Raw genomic sequence first — 13,153 nt, forward strand, 5'->3', positions numbered from 1 at the left:
CCCTAACCCGCCCCGCCGCCGCGCCCGTCGGTGGCGGGGCGCGCCGACACCGGGCGTCCTACGGGCGAGGTGACCGCGCCCCCCTATCCCGCGGTGCGGGAAGGGGTGGCCCCTCTTCCCCCCGGGAGGGAGGCGGGGGTGGTGTCGGTCGGCGCTGCGGCCGGCGACCGGTCCGGGACCGAGCGGTGCCCGCGGACAACGGCCGCGTCACCGCACGGCAAGCACGACGGGCAGGGCGAGCACGGCAGGGCAGGCGGGGCAGGGCGGGCGGGGCGGGGCGGGGCGGGGCGGGGCGGGGCGGGGCGGGTCGTGAGACCCTGACCGGCGTGACCCGGATCCTGACCCGTAGTGACCTGCTCAGCCTGCTCGACCCCCTGGCCTGCATCCAGGCGCTGCGGGAGGGGTTCACCGCCTTCACCCAGAACACCGTCCCGGGCCGGCGCGTCCGCACCGACCTGCCCTTCCCCGGTACGGCGACGGCTCTGCTGCCCGGGCTGCTCCCGGGCATCAACGCCTACACCGTCAAGGTGAATGCGAAATTCCCCCACGCCTCGCCCGCGCTGCGCGGAGTGATCTGCCTGCACAGCGGCGCCGACGGCGAACTGCTGGCCCTGATCGACTCCGCCACCGTCACCGCCTGGCGTACCGGCCTCGCCGCGGCGCTGGCCACCCATGCGATCGCCCGGCCCGCCGGGGACACCCCCCACACCGTCGGCGTCATCGGAGCCGGCGCCCAGGCCGAACTCACCCTGCGCGGGCTGCGCACCCTGCGCGCCTGGGACCGCCTCGTCGTCCACGACACCGACCCGCAGCGCGCTGCCGCCTTCGCCCACCGGCACGGCGCCACCGTGCTCCCCTCCCCCCGGCAGGTAGCGGCCGAGGCCTCCACCGTGGTGCTGGCGACCTGGGCCCGCACCCCCTTGCTGCACACGGACGACCTCAAGCCGGGACAGCACCTGACCTCGCTCGGTTCCGACGAGCCAGGAAAACAGGAACTCGCCCCCGGCGTCCTCACCTCCGCCCGCCTGATCGTCGACGACGTCGCACTCGTCGCCGCCCACGGCGCCCTCGCAGGCGCCGGCCTGCCCGCCTCCACCGCCGCCGCGTCCCTGAGCGAGATCCTGCGCGGCCAGCTCCCCGCACGCACCCACGACCAGGAGATCACCGCCTACACCCCCGTCGGACTGCCCTGGCAGGACCTGGCCGTGGCCTGGCTGGCCTACCAGCAGGCCGAAACCGACAAGACCGGCACCACCCTGGACCTGCTGTCCTGACAAGGGCGCTACCGGTTCGGGCCGACTTTGGGTACCCGAGGTGGTACCAAGTTCGGTACCGTAGGGGTATGCCAGCACTGAACGTCGAGTTCTCCCCCGAAGAGATGGACCGGCTACGCCAGCGGGCGGCCCTCGCAGGCAAGAGCCTGAGGGCACACGCCCATGACGTGATCGTGGAAGAGGCCGACCGCATCGCCTTCGTCGAAGGTGCCGTCGCCGAGGCCACACGCGTCCTGCCCGGCGTGACGGAGCACTTCCCGGAAGGTCTGCGTTGAGCCCGATCATCCGCGTCGACGTCGGCTGGGTCTTGCAGGTCCAGTCCGCGATCTCCCCGCTCAATGTGCCGATCGCCGACTGGGGGGCCCTGGGCTTCATGGCCGACCGACACAAATTCGAGCGTGAGCGCGGAGCCCTGTACTACGAGCAAGCACCGGCCAGGGCCGCCACCTTCCTTCACACCGCACTGCTGCTGCGCCCCTTCAAGGACTACAACCTCGTCATCGGCTGGGGATGCGCCTACCAGTACATGCATCTGTCCGGTCAGGGTGTCCAGGTGAAGGACGAGGACCTATACAGCCTGGCCCAAGCTGTCCGCAACCAGGAAGCCGACCTCAGGACCGTGGCGCAGCACCTGGAGGCCTGGAGTTCCTGACCGCGAAGGACAGCCCATGAGGCCGCCGGCTCCCCCGGCCGCCTCCCGCGGTCCCGCACCGGCCTAGCGGCTGGGCGGCCTGCGTTGGCCTGTAAAGAAGAACCACCACCCGCTGATGTCCGATCAAGGCGTGGCATGAACTGAGGTGATTGCCTGCTGCTCTCAGGTAAGTCCGCTGCCATGACGGCCCGGTCACCGGTGGTCAGCCGAATATCAGCAGCGTGAGCGCCAGCGCCGTGTCGACGATGAGCAGGGGAAGGCCGACGGGTCTGCCTCTGTCGTCGGGGGTGCTTTTCCCCCTCGGCCGTAGAGCGGGATCGGCTTGCAGGGCGCGGATGCCGTCGACCGCCTGCAGCGCTTGCGGTCTGCGGCAAAAACGGCGGTTGAGCCAGGCGGGGGCGACGACACCGTAGATCTCCGCGCCGCGGGCACCCTTGCCCCTGGGCACCCACTTGCCGCCGCCGACCGCCGGCACCGTCGCAACCGAGGCCTGCCCCTACCGTCTCGTGCCCCCGGCCACACCCCCAACCACCCGACCCGCCAGGACACATCACCGACCCCGTCGGGCAAGTGGGCGGGGCCCGACCGGCGTTGAGGCCGACCACCGGGCGAGAAGGCGCACTCCTTCGGCCCCGGAGTCCTAAATAGCTGCCGCCTTCGGGTTGAGGACGTTGGCGAGCAACGCTTGGGCGTAGACAGAGTCCGCCCCCTTCGGCCGGCGTTGGCGGTAGGGGACGGGTGCCGCGTTCAGTGCGGCGGAACGCCATGTCCATGTGCCCAGGCCGATGAGGTAGACGGCACCGATGAGCTTGACGGCGGTGAAGGCCAGGCTGCAGTGCATGACCAGGGCTGACAGGCCGGCTATGGCGAGAGCGGCGTGGATGTACAAGCCGGTGACTGTGCCGAGGATGACGGGAAGAGCCTGACGGCGGCCGCCGTCGATGACGTGTTGAACCAGCAGGGCCAGGCTGGCTCCGGGGGTGACGATCAGGGGAAAGACCGCCACCAGGACAGCGGCGGCGGCGTAGGGATGGACCGCGATGCCTCCGGATCGTGCGAGCGGGGGATCAGAGCACGACGCGGTAGTGGGTGGTCAGGCGCCGATCGTCGGACAGGATGTGGAACGCAAGGCCGGGCGGCTGGTCGCGGTCTGCGGCCTTGTCGCCCTCCCAGGGCATGCGCAGGGTCCAGGTGATGGCCGGTCCGACGATCAGCGGACGCGCGGCGAAGGTCGAGGCGGCCGCGGTGTGGGCGTGGCCCGTGAGGACGGCGGCGACCTGCGGGTGCGCATCGAGCAAGTCGGCCAGTTGTCCGGGCTCTTCGAGCATGCCGGAGTCGGGCAGGGGGTGATGGAGTTCGACCGGCGGCTGATGGAAGGCGATCAGCGCAGCGGTGTCCTGCGGCAGCGCGGTGAGGGTGGTGTCGATCCAGGCGAGTGTTTGGGCGTCGAGGCGTCCCTCGTCGCGGCCCGGGATGGTGGAGTCGCACATCAGGATGGTGGTGCCGGCGATCTCGTGGGCCCGATTGATGGGGCCGTGGTCGGGTGCCTCTCCGAGCAAGCCCTTGCGGTAGGCCGGTCGCGCGTCGTGGTTTCCGGGGCAGGTGAGCACGGGGAAGGGCGCGGTCAGGATTTGAGCTGCTTCCTCGTACTCGGCCTCCTCGCCGTGATCGGCGATGTCCCCGGTGACCAGGAGCGCGTCAACCGGGTGGGGCAGGGCTCGCAAGTAGTCCATGACGCGGGTGGCGCGTCGGGTTGCCCTCTCGCTGCCATCCAGGTGCAGGTCGCTGATTTGTGCAAGCAGCGTCATTCCGCAGTCGCCTCCAGTGGCGGGCTCAGCCGCCATCCTGTGCCAGGGCAGGTGTCTCCACCCACTCCAGTCTCTAACGGAAGTTTTTTATTTTCCGTTAGAGACCTTAGGGTGTGTGTGGGGATGTGATCAAGTGACTGGCGACCGGGCACCGAGATGGAAGGGGATGCTTTGTGGAGCGCTGGCTGGCATTGGAACTGGCGAGCACGATTCGTCACGACGAAGACGGCGGCGTCGCCGATGACCTCGCCACGGTCCAGGGAACAACGCACTGGATCCAAGAGCAGGGGGATCTGCTGGCCGGCCACATTCCGGCTGGAGAACTCGCAGCGGATGAAAACCTCAGACTCGGGATCATCGAGCTTCGGCAGGCAGTCCGGGCCCTGTTCGCCCGAGTGGTCAGCCCCGCTCCCCCCAGCCCGGCGGACGCCCATCGCCTGATGCCTGCCGACCAGGCAATGGCCCACCTCAACACGGCTGCCGCGCGGGAACTGGTCGCCCCGCAGATCGACTGGCCCGTCGAAGGAGTCCCTACCGCCCGACTGCTGTCTGCGGAAAACGATCCGTACGTTCGGCTTGTCGCGACCCTGGCCCGAGCCGCCATCGACTTTCTCAGCGGCCCGCAGTGCACGCAGTTGCGATCCTGCACCGCGCCCCGCTGCGTGCGCTACTTCGTCAAGAGCCACGGGCGGCAGGAGTGGTGCAAGCCGTCATGCGGAAACCGCGCCCGGGCAGCTCGCCACTACAGGCGTCAGCGCACGGCGGTTGATGGCGGTTCTGCCCCGTCCTGATCACTCAGGGGAAACCCCAGGGCCGTGCCGACGCGGCCGCGCCATGGATCCCTCCCGCCGTGGGGGACAAGGCGTTCCCCACGGCCGTCGACCGCATCCGCGCCGAGTTCGCCGCTGTCCTGTCCGTCGGCCACCCAGTCAACGACATCTCACGGTCCGGCCCTCATGCACTGACCCGGCGACGCCATGACCGGGGGACACTGCTCCGCGGTCTGACACATTCAGTTTCGAGGTGCTGTGAAGGACCCGGCAGACCGGGGGCGAGGGACTGCGGTCGTCAGTCCAAGGTCGAGGCGCTTGTCCATCTCCAGACGGAACGTTCCGTACGGCTTGATGTTCGACCAGAACAAAGCGGTCAGCCCGCGCCGGTCCTCATCCGAGAGCTTCTTCGCCCAGGCCGGTTCGGCGAGGGCCTGCTGAAGCAGCAGGGTATTGATGGCCGTACCCACCTCACCCAGGCGCTCGATGGTCCGCGTACAGAACGCCCGCTCCCACCGGTTGCGGTCCGTCACCAGCACCTTCTCAACACGAGTTCGGCCCAGCGGTTCAATCCGCTCGACACGGCACTGCACCAACAGGGCTTCCCGCTGCCGGTCCCTCGACCAGCTCGACCGGGCAGACCTCCGTCGACAGCCATTCCGCCAGCCGTTCCTCGTCCGCCGCTGTCGGCGGCCGGAACCCCAGAGCCTCGCGGATCTGCTTCCGGTGACGCTTCGCGCCGCCAGGTCGTACTTTGCGAGGTCGGCCGCCGGCACCTTGACCAGACCGGCGACGTACTCGACAGCGGGCTGCGGAACCTCCTCGATGAACTCCGGGAACCGACCCTCGATCTCAAAAAACTTGAGCATCAGGCAGAAGCCGAGCCGGGTCGGTCCGCACTTGTTGGCCACCAGGTCACAGTCGCCATCCACCAGCGTCCAGCACGCCACCACGTCCTCCGGTGACCACTCCTGTCCCACACCCGCCCCTTGTCGTCGAACCGTCGGTTCATCCGATCAGCCCCACGAGGCATCCCAGCAGCAGGAAACGGCAGGTCCCAAGCATCTCCGACTCCACCGGCGGGTTACTTGCTCCCCGGTGTCCGAGCTAGGACGACAGGGCCCCTTCGGCGTGCACCGACCGCGCGGCGGGAACGGGCCGACCAGGGCCCGGACCGGGCGGTCCGGCGCCGGCGGCCGGGCAGCGACGGCGCCCACCAGGTGCGGGTGCCGTCACCCCACGACGGGCGTAGTGTCCGAATGTGAGTGACGTGCGGTGTGCCTGGTGCGGTGTATCGCTGCCCGGGGTGGCACGGCCCGGGCGCCGCTACTGCGGGCCGGCGCACCGGCAAGCGGCCTGGCGGGCGCGGCGCCGGTGGCAGAGCGGCGCGCAGGCCCGGGAGGCGATGGCCGCGGCGGGTGCGGATCTGCTGCTGCAGGTGCAGCTCGCGGCGGAGCGGGCGGGCCAGGACGATCCGGCGGGCTGCTGCAGTGCGGCGGTGGCCCGGGTTCCGGAGCTGTCGGAGCAGTTGGTGCGGCTGGCCGTGGCGGCGGACCGGCGGGCCGGGGCGAGCTGGGCCCAGATCGGGGCGCACCTGGGCCTCAGTGCCGAGGCGGCCCGGGGACGTTTCGCGCGCCGGGCCCGCCCCTCCCCCTGGGCGCGGCAAGGGGGTGAGCGCGGTGCGCCGGCATGAGCAGGGGCGTGTGACGGCGCTGGGGCAGCTGGCCGGGCTGTTCCGCCGCCTGGTCAAGGACACCGACACGGCGGTCGGCATGGTGTATGTGCTGTCGCCGCAGGACCAACTCATGCATCTGGCAGTCCTGTCCGGGCTCCCCCGCAGGCTTGCCGCTCCCTGGGTGCGGATGGAGGTGAGCGATGCGGTGCCGGTGGCCGAGGCCATACGCGAGCGGCGCCTCATCTGGCTGAGCAGCCCCAAGGAGATGGCCCGCCGCTACCCGCGGATCGGTCTCATCGCCCCCTACGAGGTCCTGGTGGTGGCCGCGCCACTGGAGTGGGACGACACGGTGCACGGCGGGGTCAACCTGCTGTGGCCGGCATGGCACCCCCCGCAGCTGAGCGACCGCGAGATGCAGGCCCTGGAGGTGTTTCGCCGACGGGCGGGACACCTGCTGGGACAGGCCGCCAGGCACGGGCATGTGCTGCTGCCCCAGGCGGAGCCCGTGGTGCTGTCCGCGCAGCGCCCCCGCCAGCCGCGCCGGGCCGAGGCACTGGCCGCCTACGACTTCGCCGAACGGCTGCCCGTGGGCTGCTGCTCCCTGGACCTGGAGGGAAGGGTCACCTTCCTCAACACGGCCGCGGCCGAACTCCTCGGTGTCGGCGCCGCCGATCTGCTGGGCTCGCGCCCCTGGGAGCGGCTGCTGTGGCTGGGGGATCCCGCCCTGGAGGACCAGTACCGGGCGGCGGTGATGAGCAAGCAGTCCACCGCCTTCACCGTGCTCAAACCCCCGGACCAGTGGCTGTCGTTCCAGCTGTGCCCCGCGGCCGACGGCATCAGCGTCAACATCACTCCGCTCCCGCGCGAACAGGCCGCCGCCGAGGCCGAACCCTGCCGCACCGCCCCGGCCGGCCCGCTCGGGGCGTCGGCGCTGTATCACCTCATGTATCTGGCGGCGACGTTGACCCAGGCGGTGAGCGTCCAGGACGTGGTCGACCAGGTCGCCGACCAGCTCGTCCCCGCTTTCGAAGCCCAAGGACTCGTCCTCATGGCAGCCGGGGACGGGCGCCTGTGCATCCTCGGCTCACGCGGCTACGACACCGCGTTCCTGGAACGCTTCGAGGGCGATCCCCTGGCCTCCGCCACCCCGCCCGCACAGGCCATCCGCACCCAGACGCCCGCCTTCTTCACCAGCTTCACCGACTTCCAGCGCGCCTACCCCGAAGCGCCCCGCTACAAGGACCGCGACGCCTGGGCGTTTTTGCCGCTGATCACCTCCGGTCGCGCCGTCGGTCTTCTCGTCCTGTCCTACGACCGGCCCCGCCCCTTCCCCGTCGCAGAGCGCACCGTGCTCGCCTCCCTGGCCGGACTGATCGCCCAGGCCCTGGACCGGGCCCGCCTCTACGATGCCCAGCACCACCTCGCCCGCACCCTGCAAACCGGCCTGCTCCCGCAGGAACTCCCCCACATCCCCGGCCTCAAGGTCGCCGCCCGCTACCTGCCCGCCGGCCACGGCATGGACATCGGCGGCGACTTCTACGAACTCATCCACTGCACCTCCACCACCGCAGCCGCCGTCATCGGCGACGTCCAGGGCCACAACGTGCAGGCCGCCGCCCTCATGGGCCAGGTCCGCACCGCCGTCCACGCCCACGCCCACACCGGCATCTCCCCCAGCGACGTCCTGGCCCGCACCAACCGCCTGCTGACCGACCTCAACCCCGGGCTGTTCACCAGCTGCCTCTACGCCCACATCGACCTGGACCGCCGCCAGGCCCAACTGGCCACCGCCGGACACCCCCCACCCCTGATCCGGCACCCCGACGGCCGCACCGAAACCCTCCCCATGACCCCCGGCCTCCTGCTCGGCATCACCCCGGACGCCGACTACCCCACCACCACCGTCCCCCTTCCCCCCGGCACCCTCCTCGTCCTCTACACCGACGGCCTGGTCGAAAACCCCGGCACCGACATCGACACCACCACCACCGACCTCGCACACCGCCTCTCCCGAGCCGGCCACCACGACATCGACACACTCGCCGACACACTCCTCGAACACGGCACCCACACCGTCCCCTGCACCGACGACATCGCCCTCCTACTCATCCACACCTAGGACACACCTAGGACACACCTAGGACTTGTCCGGCCGATCATGTGACTACTCGCCGAGTCCTAGAACGAGGGCTTGGGTCGGGCCCCTCTTACCTGACGTTCTGTCAGGATAATGTCTTGGGCGATCCCAGGCCCGCGGCCCCGCTTGTGCCCGGAGAAGGCGAAGGAACGAAGTGGACCTCAATCGGTACGAGGACAACATGGCGCGTGCGGCTATGGATGCCCGCGATTGGTTCTTCAACCAGTACTCCACCGCCTGGACCGCCGTAGCTGCGGACCCGTCCGCCAGTCCCCGGTCTGTTCTGAACTACTGGGTTCCTCCGCTCAGCGTCTCTGTGGACGACCCCGACCCGGCTCGCGCCCTGCACGGCTGGTGCCCCGACCCGGACTCGGGACTGGGCTACCTTGCAGCGCAGCAGGAGCCGTTGAGGGCTGCCCGATACACCCACACCGATGTTCCCGACAGCCGAGTGACCGCCTACAGCTCACACTCCGCCGGGATCGACGTGATCTGGTCGCGCCGTACCGCCGACAACACGGAGATCGAGCGCCTCGGAGTCCACTTCGAGGTCCGGCGTGACGACTCCGGTGCCTGGCGCATCATCGCGATCGCCGCCCACCCCACCGACGCCAACCGCATCGCGGACACCTTTGTTACCGTGACCCCCTGATCCGCGATGCGCGGCGCGCCCGACACCAACGCCCAGGCCCACGCTCCTAGAGCTGTCCGGTCGATCATGTGACCGTCGGATGGTCTGGTCGTTGGTCGGGTATGGGGCGGGGCGATCTGACGGAACAGCCAGGCCGCCCGCCAGCGCAAAGAACCACGCGGTGGATAGCCACCGGGCTTCGACGAGCAGCGCTACAAGAAGCGCAACACCGTTGAACGGGCCATCAACAGGCTGAAACAGTCCCGAGCCGTGGCCACCCGCTATGACAAACGCGGCTACGTCTACCTCGGCACCGTCACTGCTGCAGCCCTCACCATCTGGCTCCGCACATGATCGTGAGGGCGGATCTACCCGCCCGCCGACTCCGACAGCAGACCGGGATCGCCGACCAACGGCGCAAGCAGGCTTTCCACATACGCACGCCGGACTACGGGCTCCATCTCGGCGACGACCTCACGATGGTTGTCAAGATGCTGCCGGACCCTGTTCACGACGAGTTCGTGCTTCCGTGCGTCCCGCCAGGACTGCCACTGCGCGGCGTGCTGAGGCTCCGCCTGCATCAGTGTCTCAAGGATTGCGTGCTGAGCAGCCGCGAGATGGGGACTCCCGAAGAAGACATTGTCGGGACCCTCGAATTTGCGGTTCATCACCATGCGGTGGAGCGCCTTCAGGTGCCCCAGCGAGCCGAAGGCCACCGAGACGGATTCATCTGTCACCTGGAGATGATGGCCCAGACCGACAGGGATTAGCACCAGCGTTGCTGGGATCTATGCATGATCGGCAGGACGGGCTCTAAAGAGGTGGCGCGGAAAAGGGGGCGCGGTCATGGTCGGCGGTTCGGGCGTTCGTCCATCCGGTGCGCCATCCATGCCCGCCGGATCAGGCTGTGCACGGTGATGATCGTGTCGGTGAGGTCGAACAATGCGTTGACGACGGGGCGCGCCGCTCGTAGCAGCGGGCGAGCCGGTGGAAGGCGTTCTGCCATGCATGGGTGCGTTCGACGTGCCAGCGCTGACTGGCCTGGATGGGCGCCTTCTCGCCTGTGTGCGCGATGCGGCCGTGCAGACCGCGTTCGTATGCGTCGGCGGTGGCAGCCGAGTGGACGGTCCGGGTGGTATTCCGGCCGCTCGGGCGGCAGGACCACGAATGGGTCCCAGAGCGGCTCGGTCAGCCACGATGGAAGCGCAGGCACAGGTCCCCTCGGTGCTCACAGAGCGTCAGCAACTCGATGATCAACGGGACCTGTGCCCGCTCGGCTACCTACCCTCCCAACCGCGCCTATCCGCGCGGCCGAACAGCGTGGTCAAACTTTTGGCTGCTTGCGCCATCCGCTCCCCTGTCCGCCGTTTCCGGCGCTTCAGCCGGTCGTGTTCCCCGATAGGTCCGGCGAACCGGGGTGGCCGACCTGGCCACTCGAGACCGCGCGTGCCGGCAATGGCTGAGGAACTCTTCCCACGGAGCCTCTGCGCACGGATGGCGAGAGCTTGGGCACTCAGATGCTGTTGGCGATGCGCTCGTGGTTCCGTTCGCCCTCGCGGGTCTGGATACCAGCGGCCAGCAGCTTGTGGGCGAGCTCGGTGACCTCATCGCCGAACGCCGCGAACAGGCCCTCGTTCTCAACGGCGTATGCCGCACGCGGAATCGGCTGCGCGACCGCGTCGACCGCGGCCTTCGTGATGGAGATCACCTCCGGCCGGAGGCCGGCGATCCGTCGGGCGAGAGTGTCGACGAAGGGATCGAGTTCTGCGGCGGGCAGGGCACGGTTGATCAGGCCGTACCGTTCCGCGAGCTCCGCGCCCACGAGTTCGGCGCCGAGGATGAGCTCCAGCGCGCGGGCCCTTCCTGCCAGGCGCGTCATGTTCACCGTGCCGCCGCCTCCGGGGAGGATCCCCATCAAGGACTCCGGCTGGCCCTGCCCCGACTTGCCGATCGCCGCAAATCGCATGTCCAGGTACATGAAGAACTCGTTGCCCGCGCCGCGCGCGAAGCCCGCGAGCTTGCCGATGGTGACCTGCGGCAGCGAGCGGACCTCCTCGCTCATCGCCTGCAGGATGTTCAGGCCTTCCGGGACGGTTGCGCCCGGCGCGGCCGCGATCGCAGCGCGAGTGGCTGCAGGCAGCGCGTCGGGGTCGGTGAGGTAGGCCATGTCACCGTGGGCAACGAAGAACTCCGGGTCAGCGCTCTCGAAGACAATGACGCGGACGTCGGTGTCGTCCCGCACACGCGCGACGAATGCCCGAAGTGACGGCAGGAGGACCGCGTCCATCAAATTGAGCGGCGGGTGATCGATTGTCACCGTCGCGACCCCGTCCGAGACGTCGATCGTCAGGGCGGGAAGGTCTTCGTAGCTCATGAGGTGGCTCCATATCGCGGTAAGGGATGGCCGGTGACCGTGCCGCCGGCTGGGGACAGCGTCGCGAATCTCAGCATCGCGACTGACACTGAGTATCAGATTAGGAACCTGTATCCGCAGAAGCAAACGAGTGTGTCGGAGTACACTCGTCCCCATGAGCGCAGCGCCAGTCGGTACCCGTGAGATCAGCCGCCACGCGGTGCGAGCAGAGCTGGCCCGCGTCGCGTTCAACCGGTTCTGCCTCACCGGCTTCAACCAGGTCACCTTCACCGACCTCTCCGAAGCCGCCGGAGTGTCGCGGAGCACCTTCCTGCGCTACTTCGGCACCAAGGAAGACGTGGTCCTGTTCGTCTTCGACCCTGTCGGTGACGTCATCACTGACGCGCTCGATGCCGAGCGGGCCAACCAGGACGACTGGAGCAGGCTGCGCAACGCCCTGGAGTCAGCCGTGAGGTTCCTCGTGCGCGACGTCCAGGAACTCGTGACGATCCTCGGCCTGATCGAGCAGACCCCAGCCCTGTGCGCACGCCTCCGCGAGAAGCAGGCTGAATGGCGACCAGAGATCGTCGCCCGACTGCAGAAGACAACCTCCACGACCGACGGGTCATCGATCATCGCCAACGTACGCGTAGCGGCGGCGCTCGAAATCTTGTGGATCGTCCTCGGGCAATGGAGTGCGAGCGACGGCCAGGAGGACCTCGGCAAACTGCTGGACGCTGCGTTCGCCGCCTTCTCGTCGACCCCGGCACGCCAGCAGACGGACGCTGCGTCGTAAAGGGCCGAGGCGGCGGCTTCCTCGGCGGTGCCGAAGCAGCCCAACGGAGTGATCATCCCGGCGGCGGTGATCGCGTCGTCGAAGTCCAGCCCCGGCCGCAAGTGCAGGAGTGGGATGTCGATCCGGCCGAAGCGGACGGTGCCCACACGCAGCCGTGCGGGGCCGCCGAGGCCCCCACAGCACCTATCTGCGCGACCTAAGTGGTCGACGCTCAAAGTCCTTCGGGGGTTGATCTTGCTGCGAGTGCGGCGGAGGATTCTTCCTGTCGGTCGGCGGGTGCGTGCCGGTCGAGCCTGGCCAGCAGATCGTCCAGGTCGGAGGTGGTGAACTTCCACTGGAACGGCTGTGCCGTGGAGTTGTAGCGGTCTTCGAAGGCTCGGAGCCGGTCCCCGACCGGGGCAAGGTCGGTGAAGTCGTTGGGTGAGACGACCTTGCGTTGGACGACGGAGAAGTAGATCTCTACCTGGTTCAACCAGGAAGCGTGCACCGGGGTGTGGACCATGATCGTGTTCGGGAACGCGGCGGCCAGCCGGCAGGCGGCCTTCTGCCCGCGGTGGGAGGAGCCGTTGTCCACGACCCAGAACACCCGTTTGGCACTCGCGTAGGGCTCGCGGGTCATGACCTGGGCGGCCAGGTTCATGAACGGGTCGATGCCCGTCCTGGGCTCGGTGCGGCCGAACACCCGGGCGTGGTGGACGTCGTAGGCGGCGAGGTAGGCCAGGGCACCTCCGCGGCCGTAAGTGTGGTTGACCCGCATCGCCCGGGCCTGTCCGGGGGCGAGGGTGGGGTGGCAGCGGCAGCGGGCCTGGATGGAGGTCTTCTCGTCCGCGCTGACAACGTACTCGTCGGCGCCGAGCGTCCGGCCTTGCCAGATGCGGGCGTACAGATCGAGCACGCGTGCGGCCCTGTAGGTGCAGGCCCGTCTCGCGGGCGATGCGTGCATTGGGGCGCCCGCGAGACGCGTGCAAGACCACGAGCGCGCGTATCCGCAGCCGGTGCTCGGTCTTGTGGCCGTAGGCCATCTTCTTCAGCCGCTCGCGCTCGGCGGCGCTCAAGG

15 protein-coding genes and 2 pseudogenes are annotated in these 13,153 nt (G+C 69.1%); 9 read left to right on the forward strand and 8 right to left on the reverse strand.

Translation table 11 applies throughout. The features are described from left to right. Positions 1 to 326 precede the first annotated feature (326 nt). The 3 genes from RCR19_RS39435 to RCR19_RS39445 all read left to right on the forward strand — a co-directional run bounded on the left by RCR19_RS39435 (position 327) and on the right by RCR19_RS39445 (position 1,926). Positions 327 to 1,274 carry an ornithine cyclodeaminase family protein gene (locus RCR19_RS39435; protein WP_331269917.1) on the forward strand — a complete coding sequence of 316 codons (948 nt, stop codon included), beginning with the start codon at positions 327 to 329 and terminating at the stop codon, positions 1,272 to 1,274. 68 nt (positions 1,275 to 1,342) lie between these two features. Next, positions 1,343 to 1,549 carry a hypothetical protein gene (locus RCR19_RS39440; protein WP_331269918.1) on the forward strand — a complete coding sequence of 69 codons (207 nt, stop codon included), beginning with the start codon at positions 1,343 to 1,345 and terminating at the stop codon, positions 1,547 to 1,549. Then, positions 1,546 to 1,926: a hypothetical protein gene (locus RCR19_RS39445; protein WP_331269919.1), complete on the forward strand. Its 381-nt coding sequence runs from the start codon at positions 1,546 to 1,548 to the stop codon at positions 1,924 to 1,926. Before RCR19_RS39440 ends, RCR19_RS39445 begins: the two co-directional genes overlap by 4 nt. Positions 1,927 to 2,128: 202 nt before the next feature. Here RCR19_RS39445 and RCR19_RS39450 read toward each other — a convergent pair whose 3' ends face one another. From RCR19_RS39450 to RCR19_RS39460, 3 genes are all read right to left on the reverse strand, one after another. Beyond that, positions 2,129 to 2,374, reverse strand: a complete 246-nt coding sequence (locus RCR19_RS39450) for a hypothetical protein (protein WP_331269920.1) — start codon at positions 2,372 to 2,374, stop codon at positions 2,129 to 2,131. A 192-nt stretch (positions 2,375 to 2,566) separates the two neighbouring features. Further along, positions 2,567 to 2,932: a LysE family translocator gene (locus tag RCR19_RS39455; protein ID WP_331269921.1), complete on the reverse strand. Its 366-nt coding sequence runs from the start codon at positions 2,930 to 2,932 to the stop codon at positions 2,567 to 2,569. Between the two features lie 61 nt (positions 2,933 to 2,993). Next, positions 2,994 to 3,734 (reverse strand): metallophosphoesterase, encoded by a 741-nt coding sequence (locus tag RCR19_RS39460; RefSeq protein WP_331269922.1) that lies wholly within the window; start codon positions 3,732 to 3,734, stop codon positions 2,994 to 2,996. A 173-nt stretch (positions 3,735 to 3,907) separates the two neighbouring features. Between RCR19_RS39460 and RCR19_RS39465 the strand changes: the two genes are divergently transcribed. Beyond that, a complete protein-coding gene (locus RCR19_RS39465; protein ID WP_331269923.1) occupies positions 3,908 to 4,525 on the forward strand; it encodes a CGNR zinc finger domain-containing protein in 618 nt (205 codons plus the stop codon). 221 nt (positions 4,526 to 4,746) lie between these two features. Here RCR19_RS39465 and RCR19_RS39470 read toward each other — a convergent pair whose 3' ends face one another. Beyond that, positions 4,747 to 5,484 carry a DUF4158 domain-containing protein gene (locus tag RCR19_RS39470; protein WP_331269924.1) on the reverse strand — a complete coding sequence of 246 codons (738 nt, stop codon included), beginning with the start codon at positions 5,482 to 5,484 and terminating at the stop codon, positions 4,747 to 4,749. Positions 5,485 to 5,765: 281 nt separating this feature from the next. Between RCR19_RS39470 and RCR19_RS39475 the strand changes: the two genes are divergently transcribed. From RCR19_RS39475 to RCR19_RS39490, 4 genes and pseudogenes are all read left to right on the forward strand, one after another. Then, complete coding sequence (locus RCR19_RS39475; RefSeq protein ID WP_331269925.1) at positions 5,766 to 6,197, forward strand: hypothetical protein; 432 nt, start codon at positions 5,766 to 5,768, stop codon at positions 6,195 to 6,197. Continuing rightward, entirely contained in the window at positions 6,184 to 8,298 is a 2,115-nt protein-coding gene (locus tag RCR19_RS39480; protein ID WP_331269926.1) for a SpoIIE family protein phosphatase, read from the forward strand. The genes RCR19_RS39475 and RCR19_RS39480 overlap by 14 nt, the downstream gene beginning before the upstream one ends. Positions 8,299 to 8,470: 172 nt before the next feature. Then, on the forward strand, positions 8,471 to 8,968 hold the full coding sequence (locus tag RCR19_RS39485) for a hypothetical protein (RefSeq protein WP_331269927.1): 498 nt from the start codon (positions 8,471 to 8,473) through the stop codon (positions 8,966 to 8,968). 159 nt (positions 8,969 to 9,127) lie between these two features. Beyond that, positions 9,128 to 9,301 (forward strand): annotated as a pseudogene (locus tag RCR19_RS39490) (IS5/IS1182 family transposase); the annotation flags it as partial. Between the two features lie 14 nt (positions 9,302 to 9,315). Here the strand turns inward: RCR19_RS39490 and RCR19_RS39495 are convergent. The 3 genes and pseudogenes from RCR19_RS39495 to RCR19_RS39505 form a co-directional block, all read right to left on the reverse strand. Then, complete coding sequence (locus RCR19_RS39495; protein WP_331269928.1) at positions 9,316 to 9,684, reverse strand: hypothetical protein; 369 nt, start codon at positions 9,682 to 9,684, stop codon at positions 9,316 to 9,318. Positions 9,685 to 9,791: 107 nt separating this feature from the next. Beyond that, positions 9,792 to 10,042, reverse strand: a pseudogene (locus RCR19_RS39500) (IS5/IS1182 family transposase); the annotation flags it as partial. Between the two features lie 418 nt (positions 10,043 to 10,460). Then, positions 10,461 to 11,321 carry an enoyl-CoA hydratase/isomerase family protein gene (locus RCR19_RS39505; protein WP_331269929.1) on the reverse strand — a complete coding sequence of 287 codons (861 nt, stop codon included), beginning with the start codon at positions 11,319 to 11,321 and terminating at the stop codon, positions 10,461 to 10,463. Between the two features lie 154 nt (positions 11,322 to 11,475). Here RCR19_RS39505 and RCR19_RS39510 point away from each other — a divergent pair, with 154 nt between their 5' ends. Then, positions 11,476 to 12,096 carry a TetR/AcrR family transcriptional regulator gene (locus tag RCR19_RS39510; protein ID WP_331269930.1) on the forward strand — a complete coding sequence of 207 codons (621 nt, stop codon included), beginning with the start codon at positions 11,476 to 11,478 and terminating at the stop codon, positions 12,094 to 12,096. Between the two features lie 211 nt (positions 12,097 to 12,307). Here RCR19_RS39510 and RCR19_RS39515 read toward each other — a convergent pair whose 3' ends face one another. Further along, complete coding sequence (locus RCR19_RS39515) at positions 12,308 to 12,991, reverse strand: transposase (protein ID WP_331269931.1); 684 nt, start codon at positions 12,989 to 12,991, stop codon at positions 12,308 to 12,310. Between the last annotated feature and the right edge of the window lie 162 nt (positions 12,992 to 13,153).

Source organism: Streptomyces sp. WAC07094 (assembly GCF_036320405.1).
GTDB classification, from domain to species: Bacteria; Actinomycetota; Actinomycetes; order Streptomycetales; family Streptomycetaceae; genus Streptomyces; species Streptomyces lannensis.

Bases quoted from the DNA above. Each gene is read 5' to 3' on its own strand.
- RCR19_RS39440 (WP_331269918.1), top strand. From the start codon at position 1,343: ATGCCAGCACTGAACGTCGAGTTCTCCCCCGAAGAGATGGACCGGCTA.
- RCR19_RS39510 (WP_331269930.1), top strand. From the start codon at position 11,476: ATGAGCGCAGCGCCAGTCGGTACCCGTGAGATCAGCCGCCACGCGGTG.
- RCR19_RS39505 (WP_331269929.1), bottom strand. From the start codon at position 11,321: ATGAGCTACGAAGACCTTCCCGCCCTGACGATCGACGTCTCGGACGGG.
- RCR19_RS39460 (WP_331269922.1), bottom strand. From the start codon at position 3,734: ATGACGCTGCTTGCACAAATCAGCGACCTGCACCTGGATGGCAGCGAG.